Origin of the sequence: Phaeobacter sp. S60 (assembly GCF_000826845.1) — a bacterium.
In the GTDB taxonomy this organism is placed as follows: Bacteria; Pseudomonadota; Alphaproteobacteria; order Rhodobacterales; family Rhodobacteraceae; genus Phaeobacter; species Phaeobacter piscinae.
The window spans coordinates 37,388-62,910 of the sequence record NZ_JSWJ01000016.1; the positions used below are offsets into that span (position 1 = coordinate 37,388).

The 25,523-nt window shown below is 62.5% G+C and carries 25 protein-coding genes; 15 read left to right on the forward strand and 10 right to left on the reverse strand.

The window, feature by feature from the left end; genetic code table 11:
• Positions 1–52: 52 nt before the first annotated feature.
• From OO25_RS22595 to OO25_RS15540, 3 genes are read right to left on the reverse strand one after another with little or no spacing between them, the layout of a single operon-like run.
• Positions 53–220, reverse strand: a complete 168-nt coding sequence (locus OO25_RS22595; protein ID WP_082035340.1) for a DUF2474 family protein — start codon at positions 218–220, stop codon at positions 53–55.
• Positions 220–1,224, reverse strand: a complete 1,005-nt coding sequence (gene cydB, locus OO25_RS15535) for a cytochrome d ubiquinol oxidase subunit II (RefSeq protein ID WP_040181054.1) — start codon at positions 1,222–1,224, stop codon at positions 220–222. Before cydB ends, OO25_RS22595 begins: the two co-directional genes overlap by 1 nt.
• 14 nt (positions 1,225–1,238) lie before the next feature.
• Positions 1,239–2,663, reverse strand: a complete 1,425-nt coding sequence (locus tag OO25_RS15540; RefSeq protein ID WP_040181055.1) for a cytochrome ubiquinol oxidase subunit I — start codon at positions 2,661–2,663, stop codon at positions 1,239–1,241.
• Positions 2,664–2,939: 276 nt separating this feature from the next.
• On the opposite strand from OO25_RS15540, the gene OO25_RS15545 reads away from it, so the two are divergent.
• The 3 genes from OO25_RS15545 to OO25_RS15555 all read left to right on the forward strand — a co-directional run bounded on the left by OO25_RS15545 (position 2,940) and on the right by OO25_RS15555 (position 5,812).
• Positions 2,940–3,617 (forward strand): Crp/Fnr family transcriptional regulator, encoded by a 678-nt coding sequence (locus OO25_RS15545; RefSeq protein WP_369808871.1) that lies wholly within the window; start codon positions 2,940–2,942, stop codon positions 3,615–3,617.
• Between the two features lie 106 nt (positions 3,618–3,723).
• Positions 3,724–3,936, forward strand: coding sequence for a DUF2892 domain-containing protein (locus OO25_RS15550; RefSeq protein WP_040181057.1), 213 nt, complete (start codon positions 3,724–3,726; stop codon positions 3,934–3,936).
• Positions 3,937–4,057: 121 nt separating this feature from the next.
• Positions 4,058–5,812, forward strand: a complete 1,755-nt coding sequence (locus tag OO25_RS15555; RefSeq protein ID WP_040181058.1) for a SulP family inorganic anion transporter — start codon at positions 4,058–4,060, stop codon at positions 5,810–5,812.
• A gap of 90 nt (positions 5,813–5,902) precedes the next feature.
• Here OO25_RS15555 and OO25_RS15560 read toward each other — a convergent pair whose 3' ends face one another.
• The gene (locus OO25_RS15560; protein WP_040181060.1) at positions 5,903–7,273 is read right to left on the reverse strand and encodes an alginate biosynthesis protein; all 1,371 of its coding nucleotides are present in this window, start codon (positions 7,271–7,273) and stop codon (positions 5,903–5,905) included.
• 238 nt (positions 7,274–7,511) lie between these two features.
• Here OO25_RS15560 and OO25_RS15565 point away from each other — a divergent pair, with 238 nt between their 5' ends.
• The 3 genes from OO25_RS15565 to OO25_RS15575 all read left to right on the forward strand — a co-directional run bounded on the left by OO25_RS15565 (position 7,512) and on the right by OO25_RS15575 (position 8,598).
• On the forward strand, positions 7,512–7,841 hold the full coding sequence (locus OO25_RS15565) for a TfoX/Sxy family protein (protein ID WP_040181061.1): 330 nt from the start codon (positions 7,512–7,514) through the stop codon (positions 7,839–7,841).
• A gap of 69 nt (positions 7,842–7,910) precedes the next feature.
• Positions 7,911–8,081 (forward strand): YqaE/Pmp3 family membrane protein, encoded by a 171-nt coding sequence (locus OO25_RS22395; protein WP_040170748.1) that lies wholly within the window; start codon positions 7,911–7,913, stop codon positions 8,079–8,081.
• The gene (locus OO25_RS15575) at positions 8,074–8,598 is read left to right on the forward strand and encodes a DUF4112 domain-containing protein (RefSeq protein WP_040181063.1); all 525 of its coding nucleotides are present in this window, start codon (positions 8,074–8,076) and stop codon (positions 8,596–8,598) included. Before OO25_RS22395 ends, OO25_RS15575 begins: the two co-directional genes overlap by 8 nt.
• A gap of 104 nt (positions 8,599–8,702) precedes the next feature.
• Here OO25_RS15575 and ndk read toward each other — a convergent pair whose 3' ends face one another.
• On the reverse strand, positions 8,703–9,125 hold the full coding sequence (ndk, locus tag OO25_RS15580; RefSeq protein ID WP_014874960.1) for a nucleoside-diphosphate kinase: 423 nt from the start codon (positions 9,123–9,125) through the stop codon (positions 8,703–8,705).
• A gap of 243 nt (positions 9,126–9,368) precedes the next feature.
• On the opposite strand from ndk, the gene OO25_RS15585 reads away from it, so the two are divergent.
• The 3 genes from OO25_RS15585 to OO25_RS15595 all read left to right on the forward strand — a co-directional run bounded on the left by OO25_RS15585 (position 9,369) and on the right by OO25_RS15595 (position 12,491).
• Complete coding sequence (locus OO25_RS15585; RefSeq protein ID WP_040181065.1) at positions 9,369–11,222, forward strand: ABC-F family ATP-binding cassette domain-containing protein; 1,854 nt, start codon at positions 9,369–9,371, stop codon at positions 11,220–11,222.
• Complete coding sequence (locus OO25_RS15590) at positions 11,222–11,842, forward strand: MarC family protein (RefSeq protein WP_024096902.1); 621 nt, start codon at positions 11,222–11,224, stop codon at positions 11,840–11,842. The genes OO25_RS15585 and OO25_RS15590 overlap by 1 nt, the downstream gene beginning before the upstream one ends.
• 67 nt (positions 11,843–11,909) lie before the next feature.
• Positions 11,910–12,491, forward strand: a complete 582-nt coding sequence (locus OO25_RS15595) for a TIGR02281 family clan AA aspartic protease (RefSeq protein WP_040181066.1) — start codon at positions 11,910–11,912, stop codon at positions 12,489–12,491.
• Positions 12,492–12,511: 20 nt separating this feature from the next.
• Here OO25_RS15595 and OO25_RS15600 read toward each other — a convergent pair whose 3' ends face one another.
• Both OO25_RS15600 and OO25_RS15605 read right to left on the reverse strand, forming a co-directional pair.
• Positions 12,512–12,985, reverse strand: a complete 474-nt coding sequence (locus OO25_RS15600) for a DNA polymerase III subunit chi (protein WP_040181067.1) — start codon at positions 12,983–12,985, stop codon at positions 12,512–12,514.
• 34 nt (positions 12,986–13,019) lie between these two features.
• Complete coding sequence (locus OO25_RS15605) at positions 13,020–14,495, reverse strand: leucyl aminopeptidase (protein ID WP_040181068.1); 1,476 nt, start codon at positions 14,493–14,495, stop codon at positions 13,020–13,022.
• A gap of 248 nt (positions 14,496–14,743) precedes the next feature.
• Here OO25_RS15605 and lptF point away from each other — a divergent pair, with 248 nt between their 5' ends.
• The 6 genes from lptF to rsmA all read left to right on the forward strand — a co-directional run bounded on the left by lptF (position 14,744) and on the right by rsmA (position 22,378).
• Positions 14,744–15,895 (forward strand): LPS export ABC transporter permease LptF, encoded by a 1,152-nt coding sequence (gene lptF / locus OO25_RS15610; RefSeq protein ID WP_040170733.1) that lies wholly within the window; start codon positions 14,744–14,746, stop codon positions 15,893–15,895.
• Positions 15,892–16,995: an LPS export ABC transporter permease LptG gene (gene lptG, locus OO25_RS15615; protein ID WP_040170731.1), complete on the forward strand. Its 1,104-nt coding sequence runs from the start codon at positions 15,892–15,894 to the stop codon at positions 16,993–16,995. Before lptF ends, lptG begins: the two co-directional genes overlap by 4 nt.
• Before the next feature lies 1 nt (position 16,996).
• On the forward strand, positions 16,997–19,186 hold the full coding sequence (locus OO25_RS15620) for an LPS-assembly protein LptD (protein ID WP_040181069.1): 2,190 nt from the start codon (positions 16,997–16,999) through the stop codon (positions 19,184–19,186).
• Positions 19,171–20,436, forward strand: coding sequence for a peptidylprolyl isomerase (locus tag OO25_RS15625; protein ID WP_040181071.1), 1,266 nt, complete (start codon positions 19,171–19,173; stop codon positions 20,434–20,436). Before OO25_RS15620 ends, OO25_RS15625 begins: the two co-directional genes overlap by 16 nt.
• Positions 20,433–21,410 carry a 4-hydroxythreonine-4-phosphate dehydrogenase PdxA gene (pdxA, locus tag OO25_RS15630; RefSeq protein ID WP_040181072.1) on the forward strand — a complete coding sequence of 326 codons (978 nt, stop codon included), beginning with the start codon at positions 20,433–20,435 and terminating at the stop codon, positions 21,408–21,410. The genes OO25_RS15625 and pdxA overlap by 4 nt, the downstream gene beginning before the upstream one ends.
• A gap of 122 nt (positions 21,411–21,532) precedes the next feature.
• Positions 21,533–22,378, forward strand: coding sequence for a 16S rRNA (adenine(1518)-N(6)/adenine(1519)-N(6))-dimethyltransferase RsmA (gene rsmA / locus OO25_RS15635; protein WP_040181073.1), 846 nt, complete (start codon positions 21,533–21,535; stop codon positions 22,376–22,378).
• A 131-nt stretch (positions 22,379–22,509) separates the two neighbouring features.
• Here the strand turns inward: rsmA and OO25_RS15640 are convergent, their stop codons facing one another.
• The 3 genes from OO25_RS15640 to prfA form a co-directional block, all read right to left on the reverse strand.
• Positions 22,510–23,244 (reverse strand): DUF4167 domain-containing protein, encoded by a 735-nt coding sequence (locus OO25_RS15640; protein WP_040181074.1) that lies wholly within the window; start codon positions 23,242–23,244, stop codon positions 22,510–22,512.
• A 224-nt stretch (positions 23,245–23,468) separates the two neighbouring features.
• The gene (gene prmC, locus OO25_RS15645; RefSeq protein WP_040181075.1) at positions 23,469–24,326 is read right to left on the reverse strand and encodes a peptide chain release factor N(5)-glutamine methyltransferase; all 858 of its coding nucleotides are present in this window, start codon (positions 24,324–24,326) and stop codon (positions 23,469–23,471) included.
• Entirely contained in the window at positions 24,323–25,378 is a 1,056-nt protein-coding gene (gene prfA, locus OO25_RS15650) for a peptide chain release factor 1 (RefSeq protein ID WP_040181076.1), read from the reverse strand. Before prfA ends, prmC begins: the two co-directional genes overlap by 4 nt.
• Positions 25,379–25,523 lie beyond the last annotated feature (145 nt).

Here is a 25,523-nt window from a genome sequence, read left to right on the forward strand (position 1 = left end):
TATACCGTCGGGCGCGGATGATGGGCCTATAAACCCGCTCCGGCTGCCGAAATCAGGGAACCACCGCCCAGCGGATGACATAGGCCACGCAGCCCAGAGCCGCGACGCTGGCAATCCAGATCGCCGCGAACCACATCAGTCGACCCATAGGGCGCCGCGCGCCCGGTTCGGGCTGGGGGGACTGGCGCTCACGACGGGGTTTCACGGGCTTTCCCTGCATCAGTGGTAGCCCTCCTCCGGGTTGATTTTGCCGCGAAACACCCAATAGGCATAAGCGGTGTAGCCCAGGATCAGCGGCACCAGCACCACCGCGCCGACCAGTGTGAACATCAGGCTTTCATCCGGGGCAGCAGCCTCGGCGATGGTCAGCCCCGGCGGCACGATGAACGGGTAAAAACTGATACCTATCCCGATAAAGCTGAGAACAAACAGCCCAAGTGCGGCGAGGAATGGCTGCGCATCCCGCGTGCCCTTCAGCCCCTGAAACAGCGCGTAGCTGCACAGCGCGACCAGTCCTGGCACCAATAGGCTGAACAGGCTGCCGGGCAGGTTAAACCAGCGGCGGAAATACTCCGGATCCTGAAACGGCGTCAGCAGGCTGACCAGCCCGATTGAAACCAGAGTCGCCGCCGCAAGCCAACGGGCGTAGCCGCGCATCTGGCGCTGCAGCTCACCCTCGGTCTTCATATTGAGCCAGGTCGCGCCCAGCAGCGCATAGCCCGTCAGCACTGCCAACCCGGTGAGGACCGAGAACGGCGTCAGCCAGTCCCACCAGCCGCCTGCGTAGGCGCGGCCTTCAATCTCGATCCCCTGCACCAACGCGCCCAGCGCGATGCCCTGCATGGTGGCAGCGACCACGGAACCGCCGAAGAACGCGCTGTCCCAGACGCCGCGCCAGCGGGTGGTGCGCCAGCGGTATTCAAAGGCCACACCGCGAAACACCAGCGCCAGCAGCATCAGGGTGATGGGCATATAGAGTGCTGGCATGATCACCGCATAGGCAAGTGGAAAGACCGCAAACAGCCCGCCGCCGCCAAGGACCAGCCAGGTCTCATTGCCGTCCCAGACCGGCGCGATGGAGTTCATCATGGTGGCACGGTCGCGCTCTGATGTGGCGAAGGGGAACAGGATGCCGACGCCGAGGTCGAACCCGTCGAGGACAACATAGGTCAGCACCGCAAAGGCGATGATCCCGGCCCAGATGAAGGATAGATCAAACAACATAGTAAGGACCTCTGTCAGTTGCCTTGCGGGGTGGGATCATCGGTGATGTCTCGGTCAACCTGCTGCGCCGGGGTGATCCCCGCCGCCCGCACCGGCCCGTCACGCAGACCAAGGTTGCGGGTCGCCGGTGCCTTGTTCATCATCCGCAGGATGTAGAAGGTTCCGGCCCCGAAGATGAAGAAATAGACAATCACAAACGCCGTCAGCGAGGCCGCGACCGCAGGTGCGGACACGGGCGCCAGACTGTCGGAGGTGCGCAGCAGACCATAGACCGTAAACGGCTGGCGCCCGACCTCGGTGGTGATCCAACCGGCCAAAACCGCGACGAAGCCCATTGGCCCCATCGCAATCGAGGCGCGGTGCAGCCAGCGACTGTCATAGAGCTGCCCGCGCAGACGCCCCCAAAGCGACCACAGCCCAAGACCCGCCATCGCAAACCCAAGACCAACCATCACCCGGAAGCTCCAGAACAGGATGGCAACCGGCGGCTCGTCTTCGTCCGGGATGGTGTCCAGCCCGGCCAGCGGCGCGTTCAGATCATGTTTCAGGATCAGGCTTGAGAGTTTAGGGATCTCAATGGCGTAGTCGATTGTTTTTGTTTCGGCATTCGGCAGGCCAAACAGGATCAGCGGGGCGCCCTCGGGGTGGCTGTCATAGTGACCTTCCATTGCCATCACCTTGGCCGGTTGGTGCTCCAGCGTGTTCAGCCCGTGCATATCACCGGCAAAGATCTGGAGCGGAGCGACCACGATCAGCATCCACATCGCCATGGAAAACATCCGCCGGGCTGCCACATCGGTTTTGTCACGCAGCAAATGCAAGGCACCGACGCCGCCCACCACCAGCGCGGTGGTCAGGAACGCCGCCAGAACCATATGCACCAGCCGGTAGGGGAAGGACGGGTTAAAGACAATCTGCCACCAATCCTCCGGCACAAACTGACCGACCTCATTGATGCTGTAGCCTGCGGGGGTCTGCATCCAGCTGTTCACGCTGAGGATCCATGTCGCCGACATCAACGTGCCAAAGGCCACCATGGCGGTGGCGAACATATGCAGCCGATCTCCGACGCGGGCACGGCCAAACAGCATGATGCCGAGGAACCCAGCCTCAAGGAAGAACGCAGACAGCACCTCATAGGCCATCAACGGACCCAGCACCGGACCGGTCTTGTCCGAGAACACCGACCAATTGGTGCCAAACTGGTAGGACATCACGATGCCGGAGACGACCCCCATGCCAAAGGCGACTGCGAAGATCTTTTTCCAGTATTCAAACAGGGTGTAGTAGGTTTCATCCCGGGTGCGCAGCCACTGCGCGTTCAGCACGGCCAGATAGCTGGCCAAACCGATGGAGAATGCCGGGAAGATGATGTGAAACGAGACGGTGAACGCAAATTGCATACGTGCCAGTGTCTCGGCTGTCAGGCCATCAAACATATCTGGTCTCTTTCCTAGAACTCGGTGCCGCCCCTGACCGGTTAGGAGTGCGAACTGTGGTGGCGCGGCCTTCTTCTTGTGACAAAGCTAATACCGAAGCGCAGAATTGCAGGTGGCAGAAAGCCGCAGCGCGGCGACAGGTCTCAGGTTTTCCGAACCGCACCCATTTATGCTAGTTCCTGAAAATGCCGTTGCACAGCCTGTTTCAAGGGCTTGGGGCAACAGCGACCCCTCGGGGTGAGGTGAAGGTGGCAGAATGGCGCAGGCAGGAACGGAATGACAGTTATGACCCCGGCAGAGCCCCTCTGGATTGATCGTTTCGCCGGATTGGCCAGGCTGGATTCGAAGACCAAGGCGCATATCTTCGCCGAATCCGCGTTGGTGAAGGTGCCGCAGGGCACGGTGATTTTTGGTCCCGGCAAGTCGCCCGAAAACATGCTGTTCCTCTTGGATGGCACGGTTCGGGTACAGCAGGTCTCCGACAGTGGGCGCGAGATCCTGCTGTACCGGATCAACGCGGGCGACAGCTGTGTGCTGACCACCGCCTGCCTGCTCGCCTATGAAGACTACGCGGCAGAAGGCATTGCCGAGACAGATGTGGCCGCCGCAGCCCTGCCCCGGTCGGTGTTTGACGCGCTGGTCGCCACTTCGGCAGAGTTCCGCAGTTTTGTCTTTTCGGCCTTCTCCAAGCGGATCACTGATTTGTTTCTGGTTATTGACGAGGTCGCGTTTCAGCGCGTTGACGTGCGGCTGGCGCAGGGGCTTTTGGATCTGGCCGGAGCAGATGATCATCTGGCGGTGACCCATCAGCAACTGGCCGTGGATCTGGGCACCGCCCGCGAGGTGGTGTCGCGCCAGATGCAGGAGTTTCAGCGCCGCGGCTGGGTGCAGCTGGCGCGTGGCAGTGTTGCCATAGTGAACCGCGAGGCCCTGCGGCAGCTGGCCGGACGCTGAGGCGCGCCGGTTTTGGCGATAGTTGTGCGTCAGGGTGACTTTGTCACAGACAGAGCGGGGCAATCTGCGGTTTCTGGCGAGAAGATATCGCCAAGGAGTAGATAAGATGACCAGAAACGTCGGCACCCTAGACCGGATGATGCGCCTGATGCTGGGCCTGGCCCTCATTGCCGCGCCCTTTGTCAGCGGATTTGCCATTTTTGCCGCAACCTGGGCCACGGTATTGTCGGTGGTTTTCGGGGCGGTGATGCTACTGGTGGCGCTGACCCGGAGCTGTCCGGTCTACACGCTTCTGGGCCTGCGCAGCTGCAAGCTCTGATCCCGGTCCTGTTGTCCGGCTGGTCGCTTGACCCCGGCGCTGCGCTGTCGTTCAAGGTGATGCGCCGGTTTGAGACACGCCCCGCTGCGAGACCGCATGTCACACGCAAAGAAAGACCTGAATGCCCTCTCTCCTGACCCGCTATGTCCCGCTGTTGACCTGGGGGCGGGAGTATGACCGCCTGACCCTGACCAATGACCTGATCGCGGCGGTGATTGTCACCATTATGCTGATCCCGCAGTCGCTGGCCTATGCGTTGCTGGCGGGTTTGCCGCCTGAGGCCGGGTTATATGCGTCAATCGTGCCGATCCTGCTTTATGCGGTGTTTGGCACCAGCCGCGCCTTGGCGGTGGGACCCGTCGCCGTGGTCTCCCTGATGACCGCCGCGAGCCTGAGTGAGATCGCCGCACAGGGCAGTATGGGCTACGCGGTTGCGGCCCTGTCGCTGGCCGCGCTGTCGGGGGCGATCTTATTGGCGATGGGGCTGCTGCGGCTGGGGTTTCTTGCGAATTTCCTGTCACATCCGGTGATTGCCGGATTTATCACAGCCTCTGGCGTGCTGATCGCCACCAGTCAGATCAAGCATCTGCTGGGGATCCATGCGGAGGGGCACACCCTGCCTGAGTTGCTCCTGTCGCTGCTGGAGCATCTGCCGCAGCTCAACTGGCCAACTGCGCTGATCGGCGGTGGCGCAACCGCGTTTCTGTTCTGGGTGCGGCGCGGGCTGAACCCGGCCCTGCGCCGACTTGGGGTCGGGACGCGCCTGGCGGGTTTTCTGACCAAGGCCGGGCCGGTTGCCGCGGTTGTCGTCACCACGCTGGCGGTCTGGGGACTGGGGCTGGCGCAGAGCGGTGTGAAGATTGTCGGCGTGGTGCCGCAGGCGCTGCCGCCCCTCACCCTGCCAGATCTGTCACAGAATCTGCTGGCGCAGCTGCTGCTGCCTGCGGTGCTGATTTCCGTCATTGGATTTGTGGAATCGATTTCCGTGGCGCAGACCCTTGCTGCGAAAAGGCGCCAGCGGATCGACCCGGATCAGGAACTGATCGGTCTGGGCACCGCCAATCTCGGCGCGGCCTTCACCGGCGGGTTCCCGGTGACTGGCGGGTTTTCCCGGTCAGTGGTGAATTTTGACGCTGGAGCGGAAACCCCGGCGGCCGGGGCCTTTACGGCGATCGGGCTGGCAATTGCCGCCGTTGCCCTGACACCGTTGATTTATTTTCTGCCCAAGGCGACCCTTGCCGCGACCATCATCACCGCCGTCTTGGGGTTGGTGGATTTCTCTATCCTGCGCAAGAGCTGGGACTATTCAAAGGCAGATTTCGCTGCCGTTCTGGCCACCATCGCGCTGACGCTGTTGATGGGGGTCGAGGCGGGTGTTTCCGCCGGTGTGGTGCTGTCGATAGGGCTGCATCTTTATAAATCCTCGCGCCCGCATATCGCCGAAGTGGGCCGGGTGCCGGGCACCGAACACTTCCGCAATATCCTGCGCCATGAGGTGGAGACCTACCCCAGCCTGCTGACCCTGCGCGTTGATGAGAGCCTGTTTTTTGCCAATGCGCGGTTTCTGGAAGACTGCATCCACCGGCGGGTGGCGGATGATCCGCAGATTGATCACGTTGTGCTGCACTGCGCCGCGATCAATGACATCGACCTCAGCGCGCTGGACTCGCTGGAGGAGATCATGCACCGGCTGAGCGAGATGGGCGTGACGCTGCATCTGTCGGAGGTGAAGGGGCCGGTGATGGACCGGTTGCGGCGCGGGGCACTGTTGGATCACCTCACCGGCAAGGTCTTCCTGAGCCAGCACGACGCGGTGGAGGCATTGCGGCCTGCTGGAGGCGAGACACGTCTCTCCGCGCCGTCCCTTAGGGACTAGGCGCAGTCCCGGCCAAACGCAAACCGGGCCGCAAAATACTGCAGCCCGTGGTGTTTCAGGTTTGGCGCCTGCCGGAGATCCAGCTGACCCCTAAGCGACGCCCGACAAGACCCTGCGTTTTGCCATCCGGATGCTGCGGGCCGGTGCCACTTCGATCAACTGCAAGGGGCGTATACCGATGTTGTCAATCTGCTGGATTTCACCACCGCTGGTCAGGCTTTGATCCCGCCAGACCATCTGCACACGTTCCTGCGAAGAGATCATCGCGGCCCCTTCGACGACCCGCCAATGGGTGCCCAGCGTTGCCGCCGGAAGCGGCAGGCTCTGGCCCGGGATCACGGTCAGGTTCTTAACGATATAGTGCGCACCCCTTTCAAGGATCTCGCTGCGGCCCCAACTTTCAGCGGTGCTTTCCGCAGTGGTCTGATTGGGGCCACACGTGCCCCCCTCAAGGAGCTGGTCAGCATACCAGCTGGCCAAAGTTGCCGCATCGCTTTCCCTACTGCTGTGGCACGCCGTCCCGGCCGGGCGGTCTGCACTCACTCTGCGGCTGTGCGGCAGGGTTTTGCACCAGTCTGCCTCACCGGAGACGCTGCCCTTGAGCCAGGCGTTCCACTCCGCGTCACTGGCAACCTCCGGCTCCACTTGCCACGCCGCCGCTTCGTCCCACCCCGTATCCAGCTCGACCACCGACAGCCGGTCATGCTGACTGATGATCGCGCTCTCAAAAGAGCTGCCGCGGGCACGGCGATAGCTTTCGGCGTCCAGTGTAAGCCCCCTCTCTGTCAGTCGGCCTCGGGTCACAGCTGTTTTGCTGGGCATGAGGATCCTGGCAGCCCGTTTTTTGTAGGCGGCAAGCAGCGTGTCGAGTCTGGCAAGGTAGATACCTGTGCTCCAGAGCTTTGCTGCAGGCTGCTCACGCCAACCGTCGAAGGCCGGGCTGCGCTGGTCGAGGAACTTGCTCACCGGCGTGGCCTCATCGGCCGCAAGGCTGCGGGCGCATTCAATGTAGCCACGGCTGCGGCAGGCGCGGTCGGTCTGCACACCCAGCATCACGATATCGCCTTGCTGAGCGGCCCGCACACCCTTTGCCACAGCTTCTTGAAGCTGGCCTTCATAGTCAAAATCCTGGTCAGCGGGCAGAATTAGAGCCAGAGTATCTGCAGAACCGCCAAGGCTGTGCAGCGCAGCAACCGTTCCGGCCGCGGATTTGGTCGCACCGGGTTCCAACAGCAGGCGGCCGGGGATGTTCAGTGCCGCCATCTGACGCTCGGTAACCTCAGCAAAGGCGCTGCTGGTCAGCACGGTTGGTGTGTGAAACTCGGCTACTGTGAGGGCCGAGAGCAAAGTTTGAAAGCGGCTGTCAACACCAGCGGCCTCTTCGAAGTGCAGGGGCGTCATATCCGCGCTGTTGGCGATATCGGCGTCTGTAGCTCCGGCGAGAACGATGGGGTAGATCATGCTGCATTCCTTTCGGCGTATCGTGGCGTATCTGGGTCGTGCCAGAGGTGGCGTGTTGATTTCACATTAAGAAATTCGGCGTTGACGATCTTCTATCCAGTGGGCGTTTTTATGCGCGAAAAAGGATAGCGCCCTACAACCTTAGCGCTGGACCGGCGCTTAGTTCATCATAGAAGTCTTTCAAATTTCCCTAAAATACGACCGTGACAGTCGCTAAGTCGGCAGCTATGTTCTCTTTATGTCCACGCCGATCTCCGCCATTCGAAACCTTGGCCCTGCCTTTGAAACTGCCTGTATCAAGGCGGGTATCCCCTCCGCCGAAGCATTGCGCGCGCTGGGGGCGGATGCGGCTTACACCCGATTGCTGGAAGCGGGCAGCCGGCCACATTTTATCGGTTACTATGTATTGGTGATGGCCCTGCAGGGGCGGCCCTGGAATGATTGCAAAGGGGCGGAGAAAGTGGCCCTGCGCAAACGATTTGATACGCTGAAGGCCGAGAGCTTCGATGCCAGCCGATCGGAATTCGAGCGTGCGCTCAATGAGATCGGGGTGATCGAACGGCGCTGATTCCGGGAACCTTTGCTCAAAGCTGCGCGTTGTCCCTGCAACTGCAACCGCGCAATTGGGAGAGCTATCATGGATCTTATTCGCATTATCGCCGCCATCATCCTGCCGCCACTGGGTGTTTTTCTGCAGGTTGGTTTGGGCAAGCATTTCTGGCTCAACATTCTGCTGACGCTGCTGGGCTATATCCCCGGTATCGTTCATGCCGTGTGGATTATCGCGCGGGATCCCCATCATGCCTAAGGTTGACACACCGCATGAGGAGCGCCTGCAATCGCTTGAACGGCTGGCGCATGGCATGGACCGCGCCTTTCGCCTGCCTGTTGTGGGCACGCGGGTCGGTTGGGACAGCATTCTGGGTCTGGTGCCGGGCGTCGGTGACGCGCTGGCGCTGGCGCCGGCCGGGTACATCGTACTGTCCGGCTACCGGATGGGGGCCTCAAACGGAACCTTGGCGCGGATGGTCGGTAACATCGGCGTTGACGCGGCGATCGGCACGATCCCCCTGGTAGGCGATCTGTTCGACATTGGCTGGAAAGCCAATCTACGCAACGTTGCCATCTTGAGGCGGCACCTCGAAAAAAAGACAATGGCGGGCGAGCCTTTGGCCAAACGGCTGGCCCGCAGGGGGTTCGACCATATCAACGCCCCGACCCGCAAGACATTGAAGGCCGCCCGTAATCTGCCGCAACGCGTGCACAGTCGCGGTAGCGTGGTATCGACGACCAGTGCAGGCGAAGCACGGCTGCGTCACAGTTGATCGATATCCCTGACGATCGCGCCGAAAGGCGCGTTATGAAAAAGGCCGCCCCGGATGCTCCGGCGCGGCCTTTAGTCTTGCTCACATACTGAAACAGCGGTGGCTTAGCCGACCAGCTCCAGACCGGAGAAGAAATACGCGATCTCAACCGCTGCGGTTTCCGGTGCGTCGGAACCGTGGACGGAGTTTTCGCCAACGGATTCGGCGAACTCAGCGCGGATGGTGCCGGCAGCAGCGTCGGCCGGGTTGGTGGCGCCCATGACTTCGCGGTTTTTCGCGATGGCGTTTTCGCCTTCCAGAACCTGCGCAACGATCGGCGCGGATGCCATGAATTCGCAGAGTTCGTCGTAGAACGGACGCTCGGCGTGCACAGCGTAGAACTCACCCGCTTGCGCTTTGGTCAGGTGGATGCGCTTCTGTGCGACGATGCGCAGACCTGCGTCTTCGAACTTGGCGTTGATTTTGCCGGTCAGGTTGCGACGGGTTGCATCGGGTTTGATGATCGAAAAGGTACGTTCCAGAGCCATTAGGCATACTCCTGCATATTGGGCCACGGAAAGGACCTCCCGGGGCCGGAAACTTCGCGCGCCGCCTAACATGGCTTGCGCCTCATGGGAAGGGGGTTGTTGCACTCCCCCTGCCCGGTCGGGACCATCAGTTGGCCAAAGTCGCGACATATATGCCCGTTCGCGCGCATTGCGGCGCGCTTTGACCCGTCAGACGTCCTGAGGCCAATTGACAGCACCGGGTCGCTGGGCCACACCGCCCCTATGTTACGTATCAGCGATATCTCCTATGCGGTCGAAGGCCGTCTTCTCTTCGATGGCGCCAGCGCCACGATCCCCACAGGCCATAAGGTCGGTTTGGTGGGCCGCAATGGCACCGGCAAAACCACCCTCTTTCGCCTCATCCGCAATGAGTTGTCGCTGGAATCCGGCAGCATCTCCCTGCCCAGTCGCTCACGCATTGGGGGCGTCGCACAGGAGGCCCCGGCCTCGGATGTGTCGCTGATCGAGACGGTGCTGGCAGCAGACACCGAGCGGGCGGAGCTGCTGGCGGAGGCGGAGACCGCACAGGATCCAAACCGCATCGCCGAAATTCAGACGCGGCTCAGCGATATCGACGCCTGGTCGGCGGAGGCGCGCGCCGCCTCGATCCTGAAGGGTCTGGGGTTCGACTATGAGGCGCAGCAGCGCCCCTGTTCGGATTTCTCCGGTGGCTGGCGCATGCGGGTGGCGCTGGCAGCGGTGCTGTTTTCGCAGCCGGATCTGCTGCTGCTCGATGAGCCGACCAACTATCTGGACTTGGAAGGCGCGCTGTGGCTGGAGGCCTATCTGGTCAAATACCCGCACACCGTGATCATCATCAGCCACGACCGCGAGCTGTTGAACCGGTCCGTGAACGGGATCCTGCATCTGGAAGACCTCGGGCTGACGTTTTATTCCGGCAACTACGATCAGTTTGCCCGCCAGCGCGCCGCAAACCGCGCCAATCAGGCCGCACAGGCCAAGAAGCAGGACGCCCGCCGCGCGCATCTTCAGGCCTTTGTCGACCGGTTCAAAGCCAAGGCGAGCAAGGCCAAACAGGCCCAGAGCCGGGTGAAGATGCTGGAGAAGATGGAAACCATCCGCGCCCCCGAAGATGCGGCGCGCACCGTCTTCACCTTCCCCGAACCCGAAGAGCTGTCGCCGCCGATCATCGCCACCGAGGGCGCATCGGTCGGCTATGACGGCACCACAATCCTGAGCCGCTTGGACCTGCGCATCGATCAGGACGACCGGATTGCGCTTCTGGGCAAAAACGGTGAGGGCAAATCGACCCTGTCCAAAATGCTGTCGGGCCGTCTGGATGTGATGACCGGCAAGATGACCCAATCCAGCAAGCTGCGGATCGGGTTTTTCGCCCAGCATCAGGTGGATGAGCTGCATATTGACGAAACCCCCTTGCAGCATTTGCAACGTGAGCGCCCGAATGAGGGACAGGCCCGGTTGCGCGCGCGGCTGGCGGGCTTTGGTCTTGGGTCGGATCAGGCGGATATGGAGGTCGGGCGGCTCTCTGGTGGGCAAAAGGCGCGTCTGTCGCTGCTGCTGGCCACCCTGCCCGCGCCGCATCTGTTGATCCTCGATGAGCCGACCAACCACCTGGACATCGAAAGCCGCGAGGCGCTGGTGGAGGCGCTGACCGCTTATTCCGGTGCGGTTATTCTGGTCAGCCACGATATGCACCTCCTCAGCCTTGTGGCCGATCGGTTGTGGCTGGTTTCCGGCGGCACGGTGAAACCCTATGAGGGGGATCTGCCCTCCTACCGTGATCTGCTGCTGACACGCGACAAACCGGCGGGTAAATCCAAGACCAAGGCCGAAAAGCCCAAACGCCCCTCGCGCGATGCGCTTCTTGCCTTGCGCGCCGAAGTCCGCAAAGGTGAGGCACGTCTGGAGAAGGTCAGTGAAATGCGGGACAAGCTGGCCAAGAAGCTGGCCGATCCGGCCCTCTATGACGAAGAGCGCAAGGATGAGGCCGTGGTCTGGCAACGCAAATACGCCGAAGTGATGGAAGCGCAGGACCGGGCAGAGGATCTGTGGCTGAAGGCGGTGGAGAAGCTGGAGAAAGCGGAGGCGCTGTGATGGATACGGCCTTTCTGATCACTTCTTTTGTCACCCTGTTTGTGATCGTGGATCCGATTGGCCTGACCCCCATCTTTCTGGCGCTGACGCAAGGCATGACACCAGCGCAGCGCCGGGCGATTGCCCTGCGCTCTACTGTGACGGCGGCGATCTTGCTGGCGGTGTTTGCTGCCTTTGGCGAGGCGGTGCTGGGATTTGCCGGGATCTCCATGGCCGCCTTTCGCATCGCGGGCGGCGTCTTGCTGTTCCTGACCGCCCTCGACATGCTGTTTGAACGCCGCAACAAGCGGCGCGAGGACCGCAGCGAGGAAGATGACTTCGATGATCCTTCTGTCTTTCCGCTGGCGATCCCGCTGATTGCCGGCCCCGGCTCCATCGCAACGGTGATCCTGCTGACCGGTCAGCAGCCGGGGTTTGCCGGGTTTGCCATGGTGATGGGCGTCGTCTTTGCGGTGCTGGGTATCCTGCTGGTCATGTGCCTGTTCTCCGGTCTGTTTGAGCGGCTTTTGGGCAAGACCGGCATTACTGTCGTCACCCGCCTGTTGGGGATGCTGCTGGCGGCGCTGTCGGTGCAGTTCGTTCTGGACGGTCTGCGCGCCTTTGGCTTTGCCGGGGGCTGACCCCTCGTAACGGGTGATATTCATCCCATATTGGGTGTTGAAGCCCAAATAGCGCAGGAGAGGCGAGTTGGACGGCATTGAAACCCCACGGCTGATATATCTGGTGTTGCTTCTGGTGGCCGTTGGCTCCTGGGTGTTCGTGCAGAACCGGCAGGGGCTGGGCAAGACCGTGCAGCAGCTGGCGATCTGGGCGTTCATCTTTCTTGGGGTGATTGCGGGCTATGGCCTCTGGGAAGATATCCGCAGCACCGTTCAGCCGCAGCAGGTGGTGATGCGCGACGCGGGCCGTGTGGATGTGCCGCGCGCCCGCGACGGGCATTATTACCTGACCGTGGATGTGAATGACGTGCCGGTGCAGTTTCTGGTCGATACCGGCGCAAGCGCCGTGGTGCTGAACGAGGAAGACGCCCGGCGGGTTGGCCTGAACCCCGATGATCTGGCCTATCTGGGACGCGCACGGACCGCCAATGGCGAGGTGCGCACCGCCTTGGCCAAGGTTGAGAGCATGTCGCTGGGCGGCATCACGGACCGCAATATCACCCTCTCGGTCAATGAGGGGCAGATGGATCAGTCTCTCTTGGGGATGGATTACCTGCAACGCTGGTCGAGTATCGAGATCCGCAACGGATCGCTGATCCTGACCCGCTGAGGTTGGGGCCAACCTGCGCCTTAGTCGCCGCCCGCTGTTTTCTCGGCCTTTTTCTCCCAGCGCCCGCTCTCTTCGGACCAATATTGGGCGGAACAGCCCGCATCGGTGAGGGATTTCCACTGCACCCGCGCGCGGGCGACCGCGTCGGGGTTGGTGCCGTCAAAGAGGATGCAGACACGCTCTAAGGCGGTGACCTCCTCCGCCGCGACCTCGGCCCCATCCACCGCCATCAGGCAGCTGGTGCCGGGCACCGGCGTGGTCTCATGGCTGAGCAGGACAGGCTGAAGCGCGTCATGGGGGCCGCCGACCAGGCCATGGGGGAGGAACTGATCCTCCGCCCCCAGCCACAGCCGTTCGTCCAGCCGCGTGATCCGCGGCAGGTCCACGCCGCGCACCACAATGCGCCAGCCAGCGCCAAGCGCCTTCTCAAGCAGCACCGGCAGCGTCTCCTCAAGAGACCGCCGGGTCAGATGATAGAAATAGGCCGCACCCATGGTTTACGCCTCTGCCTGCCCCACGCTACCCGTTTCAGTCCGCTTCGAACATGTTCTGCACCAGACGGCTCAGCGCCATGACGCCCCAGCCGGTGGCGCCTTTGGGCGCATAATCGGTATCACTTTTGACCGAGGCCACACCGGCAATATCGAGATGGATCCAGGGGGTGTCGTCCTGCACAAACCGTTGCAGGAACTGGGCTGCGGTGATGGACCCCGCGGCGCGGCCACCGATGTTCTTCATATCCGCGATGCGCGATTTCAGCAGATCATCATAGGCCTTGCCCAGCGGCAGGCGCCATGCGCCCTCGCCCTCGGCCTCGGCAGCCTTGAGGAAGGCATTGCAGAGCGCATCATCGTTGGAGAACACACCGGCGTTTTCATGGCCGAGACCAATGATGATCGCACCGGTCAGGGTGGCGAGGTCGATCATCCCGGCAGGTTTGAACCGCTCCTGCGCGTACCACATCACATCGCAGAGCACCAAGCGGCCCTCGGCGTCGGTGTTGATCACCTCAACGGTGTCGCCCTTCATGGATTTGATGACATCACCCGGACGGGTCGCATTGCCCGAAGGCATGTTTTCCACCAGCCCGACAAGGCCGACCACATTGGCCTTCGCCTTGCGCAGGGCCAAGGCGCGCATGGTGCCGGCAACGACGCCGGCGCCGCCCATATCCATGGTCATATCTTCCATGCCCGCCGCAGGCTTCAGCGAGATGCCACCGGTGTCAAAGACAACGCCCTTGCCCACCAGCGCCAGCGGGGCGGCATCGTCGTCGCCGCCGTTCCATTGCATCACAACCACCTTGGAGGGGCTGTCCGAGCCCTGCCCGACCGAGAGCAGCGTCCGCATGCCCAGCTCTTCCAGCTGGGCCTCTTCCAGCACCTCAACCTTGAGCCCGAGGCTCTCCATCTCGGCGAGACGATTGGCAAATTCGGTGGTGGTCAGCACGTTTGCAGGCTCATTGACCAGATCACGGGTCATGTGCACGCCCTCGGCGACGGCTGCCAGCGGGCCATAGCTCGCCTCGATATCGGCGGGGGATTTATGGGCGATGACCACTTCCGCCTCGGACGGATCCTTGTCAGCGGTTTTGTGATCGTCAAAACGGTAGTCGCGCAGTGCCATTCCCAGCGCCAGATCTGCGGCGCGCGGCATGGAGCCTGCCATCACTGTCACTGGCTTGCCACCGCTGCGGGCGGCGAGTTTGGCCCCGGCTTTGCGCGCCTCGATGGCGCTGATCCGGCGCGGGGTCACAAGGATGTCCAGTGCCTCGGCCTTCATGCCTGCGGGCCAAGCCAGCGAGATGACATCGCCGGATTTGGCCTTCTCAAAGCTCTTGGCCTCGACCAGACGCGCCAGCGCGCCTTTGGTCAGCCGATTGGCCGTGCGCGCAGCCTGCCCCAATGTCCCTTCGGGGGTGATCTGAACCACCACGCGGCCCTCGATATCGGAGAGGGTCTTGGGATCAAATTCGACAAAACGTGTGGGGGTCAGCGGACGCATATTCGGGGCTCCTGTCAGGGTCAATTCTCAGGGTCAATTCCTCAATGCCCAACAGGTAGCCTGCCTGTGCGGCGATGACTAGGGTCAGATATATTTTAGCGCCACGCCCGGCACAGATGGCGTAGAAGCCGCCGCGTATCAGACCGCCACCGGCTGACTGTCGCGCGCGTTCAGAATGCAGTTTTCCCCGGCAATGAAATCCTCTAAGGTCACCTCAAAACAAGGGCAGTAGGATCTGGGGGGATCGCGTGTCACGATACGACAGATATGTGCTGTCCCAATACCTGCTGTTTTTCGGGTTCTTTGCCTTGATTCTGGTGGCCGTGTTCTGGATCAACCGCGCTGTGGTGCTGTTTGACCGGTTGATCGGTGATGGGCAGTCGGCGCTGGTTTTCCTCGAATTCACCGCGCTGGCGCTGCCGAATCTGGTGCGTATGGTGCTGCCGGTTGCGGCCTTCGCTGCCTCAGTCTGGGTGACCAACCGGCTCAATAGCGAGAGCGAACTGACCGTGCTGCGCGCCACCGGCACCAGCCCCTGGCAGATGGCCAAACCGGCGCTGGTCTTTGGCCTCATCACGGCTGCGATGATGTCGATCCTCACCCATGTGCTGTTGCCGGCCTCCATAGCGACGCTGGAGCAACGCGAATCTGAGGTTGCCCGCAATGTGACCGCCAAGCTGCTGAGTGAGGGCGATTTCCTGCATCCGGCGCGGGGCGTGACATTCTATATCGGGCGGATTGATCCTGATGGCACGCTGAACGACGTGTTTCTGTCGGACCGCCGCAACCCCGCCGAAAGTGTGACCTACACCGGTGGCAAAGCCTATCTGGTGCGCGACGGTGAGCGAACTCATCTGGTGATGGTCGATGGCATGTCGCAGCGTATCAATGCGGAAACGCAGCGGCTCTCCTCCACCATATTCTCCGATTTCTCCTATGATATCAGCAGCCTTGCCAACAAAGCTGAAGAAAAGACCCGCAATATCCGTGCGATCCCCAGCCTGGAATTGCTGCGCGACCGCGCCAAGCTGATTGCCGACGGCCCCTATAGCGCCGGTGCGCTGGCGGAGGAGCTGCACCTTCGGTTTGCGCGGGCGCTGGTCTGCGTGGCGGTGGTGATGATCGGGTTTGCTGCGCTGATGCTGGGCGGGTTCTCGCGATTTGGTGTCTGGCGGCAGGCCTTGCTGGCCTTTGTCCTCCTGATCTTCGTTGAGGGGTTGCGCGGCGTGGTGTCGGAACCGGTGCTGCAGAACGCGGATCTCTGGCCGTTGATCTACCTGCCAACGCTGATCGGACTGCTGGTCGGGCTGGTCTTCCTGCAACTGGCGGCGAAGCCACTGGGGCCAATTCTGGCGCGGGGCCGTCACAGCCGCCAAAGCCGCAGGGAGCGCGCAACATGACCCTCGACCTCTATTACGCGCGCCGGTTTCTTCAATGGTTTGCAGTGATTTGCGGGGTTTTGTTAACCCTTGTGATGCTGATCGACCTGAACGAGCAGATCCGTCGGTTCGAGGCGCAGGATCTGTCGCTGGGCCAGCTGTTTGGCCTGACGTTGCTGAACACGCCCGCCGCGCTGAGTGAGTTTCTGCCACTGATCATGATCCTCACCACCATTGTGCTGTTCATCGGGCTGGCCCGCAGCAGCGAATTGGTGGTGACCCGCGCCATTGGCCGCTCCGGCATCCGGGCGCTGGCGGCGCCGGTCCTGTTGGCGGCTCTCATTGGCGTGCTGGCGGTCAGCACGCTGAACCCGATCGTGGCGGCGACCTCCAACCGCTACCGCGACCTGGCGGAGACCTATCGCAACGGCGGCCCGGCGGCGCTGTCGCTTACTGGTGAGGGGCTGTGGCTGCGTCAGGGCGGCGCGCAGGGGCAATCCGTCATTCACGCCACAGGCTACAGTGGCGATACCGAGAATATCACGCTCTATGATGTGACGATCCTGTCCTACGGACCGGAAGGACGCCCGATCCGCCAGACGCTGGCGAAAGAGGCTGCATTGGATAACGGTGACTGGGTGTTGACCAAGGCCAAGGTCTGGCCGCTGATTGTCGGCGTGAACCCGGAAACCAATGCCGAGCGCCACCCCACCCTGCGCCTGTCGACCACGCTGACCTCGGAACGGATCCGAGACACGCTGGGCACGGCGACGGGGATCTCGATCTACGATCTTCCTGCCACCATTCGCGAACTCTCAGAGGCGGGGTTTTCCACCAAACGCTATGAGGTCTGGCTGCAGGTCGAACTGGCGCGGCCCCTGTTTTTGATCGCCATGGCGCTGGTTGGCGCGGCCTTCACCATGCGCCACGCACGGTTTGGTGGCACGGGGCTGGCGGTGCTGACAGCGGTGCTGTTGGGCTTTGGGCTTTATTTCCTGCGCAATTTCGCGCAGATCCTGGGGGAGAATGGTCAGATCCCCGTGGCGCTGGCCGGCTGGGCACCGCCGGTGGCCGCTATCCTGCTGACGATGGGGTTACTCTTACATGCCGAGGACGGATAACATGCGCCGCGCCCTGCTGCTTTCGACGGTTCTGCCTTGGTTGGCGCTGGGTCAGCTTGCCCTGCCCGAGAGCGCCCGCGCCCAAAGCGCACCGCTGGGCGCGGTGAGCGCACCAGCAGATAACGCCCCCGCAATTCTGGTGGCCGATCAGCTGTTCATCACCCCGGACCGCACCCTGGTGGCAGAGGGCAATGTCGAGGCGTTTCAGGGCGATGTCAGATTGACAGCGCGTAAGATCACCTTTGACCAGACGCAAGGCGCCTTGCAAATTGAGGGCCCCATTCGCATCGACGAAGGCGGCGATATCACCATTCTGGCGGATGCCGCTGAGCTGGACCGCGACCTGCGCAACGGTCTGCTTGTCGGCGCGCGAATGGTGTTCCAGCAGCAGCTGCAACTGGCCTCCTTGCAGATGACACGGGTCGGCGGGCGCTATACGCAGCTCTACAAAACCGCTGTTACTTCCTGCCATGTCTGCAACGACGGGCGGCCGCCGCTCTGGCAGATCCGGGCCGAGCGGATCACCCACGACCAGCAGGAACGCCAGCTTTATCTTGAGAACGCCCAGCTGCGGGTGCTGGACACCCCGATTTTCTATTTTCCTGGCATCCGCCTGCCGGATCCGACGCTGGAGCGCGCCAACGGATTTCTGATCCCGTCCATCCGCACCACCTCCAACCTCGGCACCGGGGTGAAGGTGCCATATTTCCTGACCATCGGCCCCCACCGCGACCTGACACTATCGCCGTACCTTTCGTCCCGCACCCGGACGCTGGATATGCGGTACCGGCAGGCCTTCCGGCGCGGTGAGATTGAGATCAACGGCGCCTACACCCGCGATGAGCTTTACCGGGGCGAGGATCGCGGCTATGTCTTTGCCGAGGGGACATTTGACCTGCGCAATGAGTTCAAGCTGCGCTTTGACCTTAAGACCGTGTCGGATGACGCCTATCTGGTGGACTACGGCCTGCAGGATCTGGACCGGCTGCGCTCCGAGGTGGTGGTGTCCAAAGTGCAGCGCGACAGCCTGTTCCGCGCCAGCGCAATTTCCTACAAGACGCTGCGGGATAGTGAAAATCAGGATCTGATCCCCTCCTCCATCGGCAACCTCTACTATGAGAAGCGGTTCTTTCCGACCCGGATCGGCGGCGAGCTGCGCCTGTCGCTGGAAACACACGGTCACAACCGGACATCTGACATCAAAGGCACTCTGACAGATCCCGGCGGCCGTGATGTTGGGCGCGCCACCTTCGATGTGGATTGGCAGCGCAGCTGGCGCTTTGGCAGCGGGTTGGTGGCGGAATGGTCGCTGGGCGCTGCGGCAGATGCCTTCGCGGTTTATGATGACAGCGTGTTCGCCAATAAAACCTCACGCTTCAGCCCGCGCAGTGCGCTCACCTTCCGGCTGCCGATGACCCGGCGCGAGCAATCCGGCGCGACGCAATATCTGGAACCCATCCTGCAAATCGGCTGGACTGATACGGGTGATACGGCCGTGCCCAACGACGAGAGCAACTTTGTCGAATTTGATCGCGGCAACCTACTGGAGCTGTCGCGATTTCCAGCTACGGATGCGCGCGAGGATGGGGTGACCGTGGTCTACGGTCTGAACTGGGCGCGGTTCTCCCCCAGTGGCTGGCAGGCCTCGGCCACGATCGGTCAGGTGTTTCGTGACAGCGACGATGGGCGGTTCACCAAAAGCTCTGGCCTTGGCGGCACGTCCTCTGACCTGTTGATGGCGGCGCAGCTGAAGCTGAACGACGATCTGGCGATCACCACGCGCGGGCTGCTCAACGGCTCGCTCAACTTCTCCAAGGCAGAGGTGCGCGGCGACTGGATGACCGACCGCAGCCGCCTCACCGGCACCTATATGTGGCTGGGCACCGACCCCGCAGAAGGCCGCTCCGAAGAGGTCTCCGAACTCTGGTTCGACGGCGCCTATGAGGTCACCCCCGGCTGGACCGCAAGTGCCAGTCTGCGCTACGACATTTCGGATGCCCGCGCCACCCGCGCCGGGCTGGGACTGGTTTATTCCAATGAATGCGTGAAGGTCGATCTTTCGGTCAACCGGCGCTATACATCGACAACAAGTGTTGAGCCGACAACGGATTTCGGCTTTACCATCGCGTTAAACGGGTTTTCCGTGGACAGCGGCAGCAAGAAGTACAGGCGATCATGCAAAAACACCTGAGTTTCCGGCCCCAAGATGCGGCCCCCTTCGTTCAGCGCCTAACCCAGAGCGCAGCAGCCATTGCCTTGGCAACGGCGGTCATGTTTGGCCCCGTGCCCGCGGCGGCGCAGGGGTTGTTTGCCCCGGCCGTGACGGTAAACGACGCCGTGGTCACCAACTATGAGCTGCAGCAGCGCGCCCGCTTTCTGACGCTGCTGCGCGATCCGGGCGATCCGCAGAAAAAGGCCCGCGAGGATCTGATCCTTGATCGACTGAAGCTGGATGTGCTGGCCCAGGCGGGAATTGAGCCGACGGAAGAAGAGATCGTCGAAGGCATGACCGAACTGGCTGGGCGCGCCAATCTCAGCCTGCAGGAATTCCTGAATGTGCTGGGTCAGAACGGCGTGGCACCTGAAACCCTGCGCGATTTCACCCGCGTTGGCATTGCCTGGCGCGAATATATCGCCGCCCGCTATCTGGCGCAGGCCCGCCCGAGCGAGGAAGAGATCGACCGCGCCATGGGGCTGTCCGGCTCTGGCGGGGTTGAGGTGCTTCTGTCTGAGCTGATCATGCCGATCAATGCGCAGAACGCAGCCCAGGTTGAAGACATCGCCCAACAGGTGAGCCGGATCACCACCACCGGCGCCTTCTCGCAGGCGGCGCAGCAGTATTCCGCTACGGCCACCCGGCAGAGCGGTGGTCGGCTGCCGTGGATGCCGCTGACCAATCTGCCGCCGCAGTTGCAACAGGTGGTACTGGGCCTGCGTCCGGGTGAGGTGACGGCCCCGCTGCCGCTGGATGGGGCCGTTGCGCTGTTCCAGCTGCGCGATCTGCGCGAAACCTCCGGTGCGGCGCCAAGTTATGCCGCCATCGAATATGCGGCCTATTACCTACCCGGTGGCCGCACCCCCGAGGCGCTGGCCGCAGGCACCAAGGTAGCAAACGCCATCGACACCTGTGACGACCTCTACGGTGTGGCCAAGGATCAGGATCCCTCGGTGCTGGACCGTGAAACACTGGCCCCGGCGGAGATCCCGCAGGATATCGCCATTGAGCTGGCCAAGCTGGATCCCAATGAGACCTCGCTGGCGCTGACCCGCAACAATGGTCAGACCCTGATGCTGCTGATGCTCTGTGGCCGCACCGCCGAGGTGAATGCCGAAGCCAGCCGCGAAAGCGTCGGCAACGCGCTGACCCAGCAACGGCTCGGGGCCTTTGCTGACAGCCTGCTGGAGCAGCTGAAAGCTGACGCACGGATCAGCGACGAATGAGCCGCCCTGCCCGCCCCTTGCCCATCGCGCTTAGCTGTGGGGAACCGGCGGGCATTGGCCCGGAACTGGCGGTGAAGGCCTGGCAGGAATTGCGCGACAGCTGCCCGTTCCTGTGGTTGGGGGATCCGGCCCACCTGCCCACGGGAACCGACTGGCAAGAGATCGACCAAGCGGCTGAGGCCGCCGATGTCAGCGCCAGCGCGATGCCCGTGCTGCGGGTCGACTTTGCCGCACCGGCCGTGCCCGGACAGCTCAACCCCGACAATGCCGCCGGTGTCATCCGCGCCATCGAGACCGGTGTCGCGCTGGTGCAGTCCGGTGAGGCCAGCGCGCTCTGTACCGCACCAATCCACAAAAAGGCGCTGATGGATGGGGCGCAGTTTCCCTTCCCCGGCCATACAGAATTCCTCGCCCATCTCGGCAATGTGCAAAATGTGGTCATGATGCTGGCCAGTCCGGCGCTGCGGGTGGTGCCTGCAACCATCCATATCGCCCTGTCGGAGGTGCCAAAGAAGCTGACCGCCGCGCGCCTGCGGGCCACGATTGAGATCACAGCCCAGGGTCTGCGCGACCAGTTTGGTCTGGCGCACCCTAGAATTGCGATTGCAGGTCTCAACCCTCATGCCGGTGAAGAGGGCGCCATGGGTAACGAAGAACTGGATTGGATGCGCGGGCTGATTGCCGATATGCAGGGCGGCGCCTACACGCTGTCCGGGCCGCATCCCGCCGACACCATGTTTCATGCGGCGGCCCGCGCACGTTATGACGCGGCGATCTGCATGTATCATGATCAGGCGCTGATCCCGATCAAGACGCTGGATTTCGATCGCGGCGTCAATGTTACGCTGGGGCTGCCCTTCATCCGCACCTCGCCGGACCACGGCACCGCCTGCGACATCGCCGGTCAGGGCATCGCCAACCCCTCCAGCCTGATTGAGGCGCTGCGGCTGGCGCAGTCCATGGCGCGCAGTTGACCCAGCGCACGGCCCAGCGACTGAACGCTGGCACTTGCAACTTCTCATGGCCGGAAATATCCCCGCCGGAGACATGAAAACTATGGCGCGTCCCGCGCGCCCCGTCCCAAGGTACCGATGATATGAGCGCTATCGACTCCCTTCCTCCCCTGCGTGAGGTGATCGAGACTCACCAGCTTCTGGCGCGCAAATCGCTGGGCCAGAACTTTCTTCTGGATCTGAACCTGACCGCCAAAATCGCGCGGCAGGCCGGTGATCTCAGCGAATGCGATGTGCTGGAAATCGGCCCCGGCCCCGGCGGTCTGACACGGGGCCTGCTGGCGGAGGGCGCGCGCCGCGTCTTGGCGGTGGAGAAGGACAGCCGCTGCATCCCCGCGCTGGCAGAGATTTCCGATGCCTATCCCGGACGGCTGCAGGTGATCGAAGGCGACGCGCTGGAGGTGAACCCCCTCACCCATCTGACGCCACCGATCCGCATTGCCGCCAATCTGCCCTATAACGTTGGCACCGAGCTGCTGGTGCGCTGGCTGACGCCGAAGGCCTGGCCGCCGTTCTGGCAGAGCCTGACCCTGATGTTCCAGCGTGAGGTCGCGGAGCGCATTGTCGCGCAACCCGGCAGCAAGGCCTATGGGCGTCTGGCGTTGCTGGCGCAGTGGCGCGCCGATGCCCGCATTGTGCTGTCCCTGCCACCCGAAGCCTTTAGCCCGCCGCCCAAGGTCCATAGCGCGGTGGTGCATCTGAAAGCGCTTGAGGCGCCGCGCTATCCGGCAGATGCCGGAACCCTGAACAAGGTGGTCGCCGCAGCCTTCAACCAGCGCCGCAAGATGCTGCGCGCCAGCCTCAAGAGCGTGAGCCCCGATATCGAGGATCACCTGAATGCTGTTGGCATTCCGCCAACCGAGCGCGCCGAGCAGGTCGGGCTGGAGGCCTTCTGCGCCTTGGCCCGCAGTCTGAAACCTCTGGACTAAGTCGCCATAGGTTGATCTGGCTGCGATTCCGACGCGCAGCAAGCAGGCCTAGTGATCATCGCACAAAAAAACCCGGCCTGATTTCAGGCCGGGTTTTTTCTGTCTATTGCAATGCAGTATTCCGCGCTGCGTTATTCTGCGGCCTCAGGCGCATCCTCGGCCGAGGGTTTCGGCTTGGGCTTGCGACGGGGCGCGGGTTTACGCTCCGGGGCCGGGGCAGCCTCGCCTGCGTCTGCTGGCGCGCTCTCCGAACTGGCAGCTGCGGCGGTGTCGTCGCCTTTGGGGGCGTCCGCCGTCCCGGCTTCAACCTTACCACCGTCGGCCTTGCTACCCTCTGGCTTGGGCTTGCGGCTGCGCGGTTTGCGGGCCTGCGACTTTTGCGGCTTGCTGTCACCCTCGCCTGCAGCCTGATCGCGGCTCTCGGGGGTTTCTACCAGACCGCTGTCACCGTTGCTGTCGCGCGGATCCATCACTTCCGGCTGAGGGGCTGCTGCCGGATCGTCGCTGCGGCTGCCCGCCTCGCGTTCCTGACGCTCCAGCCGCTCGGCGCGTTCGCGATCCCGCTCCGCCTGGCGCTCGCGGTTCTGCCGCTCCTGCTCTTCACGGCGCGCATCGATTTCGCGTTGGGCCTCGTTCAGCATGCGCAGGTAGTGTTCAGCGTGCTGTTGGAAATTCTCGGTAGCAACACGATCATTGCTCAACTGGGCATCGCGCGCCAGTTGATTGTATTTATCGATGATCTGTTGCGGCGTTCCGCGAACCTTGCCTTCGGGGCCGGAGCTGTCGAACACACGGTTGACAACATTTGCGCCTTGCGGGCGATTCCGGTTCGACTTGGAACGCGAACGTGATTTGGACGATCTCATATGCCTAACGTCAGCCTTGATTGTATTTGTCGTGGACCCATATCGGCGCGCCTCTGCGCCGGATCATCGACCATTTTGGGCTTGATGTCGCCGGGAGGTATTCTTGACCTCGCCCGAAGGCGACCTCTTTGAGTAATCATGTTACGCCCTTTCAGACAAGGGGTTAGGCGCCATTATCCGTGCTTTTTCTTACGAAACTGCAAATTCGGGCGATTTTCACGGGTTTAGGAGGCGTTTTCGTCACAGCCGCGGCCACAAACCACCCGGTCACGCCCGTCGAGATCCTGAATGGTACGGACCTCTTTTAGCCCTGCCGACAACAGTAGATCGCTTACCGCAGCGCCCTGCGTGGGGCCAATTTCCAGAAACACCCGCCCCTGCGGCGCCAGATGCCCGCCGAGCTGCGCCGCAAGGATGCGATAGGCGCCAAGCCCGTCGCCGCCATCGGTGAGCGCCATCTCCGGCTCATGGCCGCGCACCTCATCTGACAGGTCGGGCATTTCATCCAAGGCGATATAGGGCGGGTTTGAGACGATCAGATCAAACTGGCCGTCCACCGCCGAAAACCAATCTGATTGCAGAATTTCAGCGCGCGGCTCGACCCGGTGCAGCACCGCATTGGCACTGGCCTGCAGACAGGCGGCCTCGCTCAGGTCAACGCCGACACCGGTTGCGTCGGCCTGCTCTGCCAGCAGGGTGACCAGAATGCACCCCGATCCAAGGCCAAGGTCCAGAACCCGAGAAAAAGGTTCGGCCAGCGCCGCCTCGATCAGGCATTCGGTTTCCGGGCGTGGATCCAGCACATCGCCGGAGACCTTGAACCGTCGCCCGTAGAATTCGCGCTCACCAATCAGATGCGAGACCGGCACACGGATGGCACGCAGAGCGATCAACTGCTCATAGCGTTCGGCAATCTCCGGTGCGAGATCTTCAGGTGCAATCAAGGTGACACGGCTGGCCTCGATCCGGGCGGCGTGAGCAAGCAGGACACGCGCATCGCGCGCCGGGTCAGGCACGCCGGCCGCGCGCAGTCGCGCAGCCGCAGCGGCCATCGCCTGAGCGGCGGTCTGCGGCGCGTTCATTGGCCCATCTCGGCCAGAAGCCGCGCCTGATCATCGGCCGTCAGCGCATCGATAATCTCATCCAGATCGCCCTGCATGATCTGATCCAGTTTATAAAGTGTCAGGTTGATGCGGTGGTCGGACATGCGACCTTGCGGAAAATTATAGGTCCGGATCCGTTCTGAGCGATCCCCAGAGCCGACCTGGCTGGCGCGATCGGCTGAGCGTTCACTGTCGATCCGCTGGCGCTCCAGATCATAGAGCCGGGTTCGCATCACCTGCATGGCGATTTCCCGGTTGCGGTGCTGGGATTTCTCCGAGCTGACTACGATGATGCCGGTCGGGATATGGGTGATCCGCACGGCGGAATCGGTGGTGTTCACGTGCTGGCCGCCCGCCCCTGAGGCCCGCATGGTGTCGATCCGCAGATCGCCGGGATCAATGCGCAGGTCCACATCCTCAGCCTCGGGCAATACCGCGACAGTGGCGGCGGAGGTGTGAATGCGGCCACCGGATTCTGTCACTGGCACCCGTTGCACGCGGTGGACACCGGATTCATACTTCAACCGGGCAAAGACGTTTTCGCCCTTCACATGGGCCACCACTTCTTTCAGCCCGCCCAATTCGGTTGTCTGCTCTTCGATGATCTCAAACCCCCAGCCCCGCGCCTCCGCGTAGCGCTGATACATGCGCAGGAGGTCTCCGGCAAAAAGGGCTGCCTCATCGCCGCCGGTGCCGGGACGGATTTCCAGCATCGCCGGGCGCGCGTCGGCCTCATCGCGGGGCAACAGCGCCAGTTGCAGCGCATGTTCTGCCTCAGGCAAGGCGGCGCGCAGCTGTGGCAGTTCCTCTTCAGCCAGCTCAGCCATATCGGGATCCGCCAGCATCTGTTCGGCCTCCTCCAGATCGGAGAGCAGTCGGCGATAGGCGGTGATCTGCTCCGCAACCGGGCGCAGTTCGGAATATTCCTTGGCCAAAGCCGCGATATCCGCACCGGCAACGCCCTCGGCCATTGCGGCCTCAAGATACTGGAACCGTTGCAAAATCTGTTCAAGGCGGTCTTCGGGGATCATGCGCGCAATGTCCGTTCTGATCTGTCTTTGGCGGAAAGCTGCCCTTGTGATATGCTAGGGCCATGCAACATGCCAGTCCTCATATCGTGGGAACGGGCCGCCTGCAGCGCTGCGCCCTTGCCCATCCTCACCCGGAACCCACTGT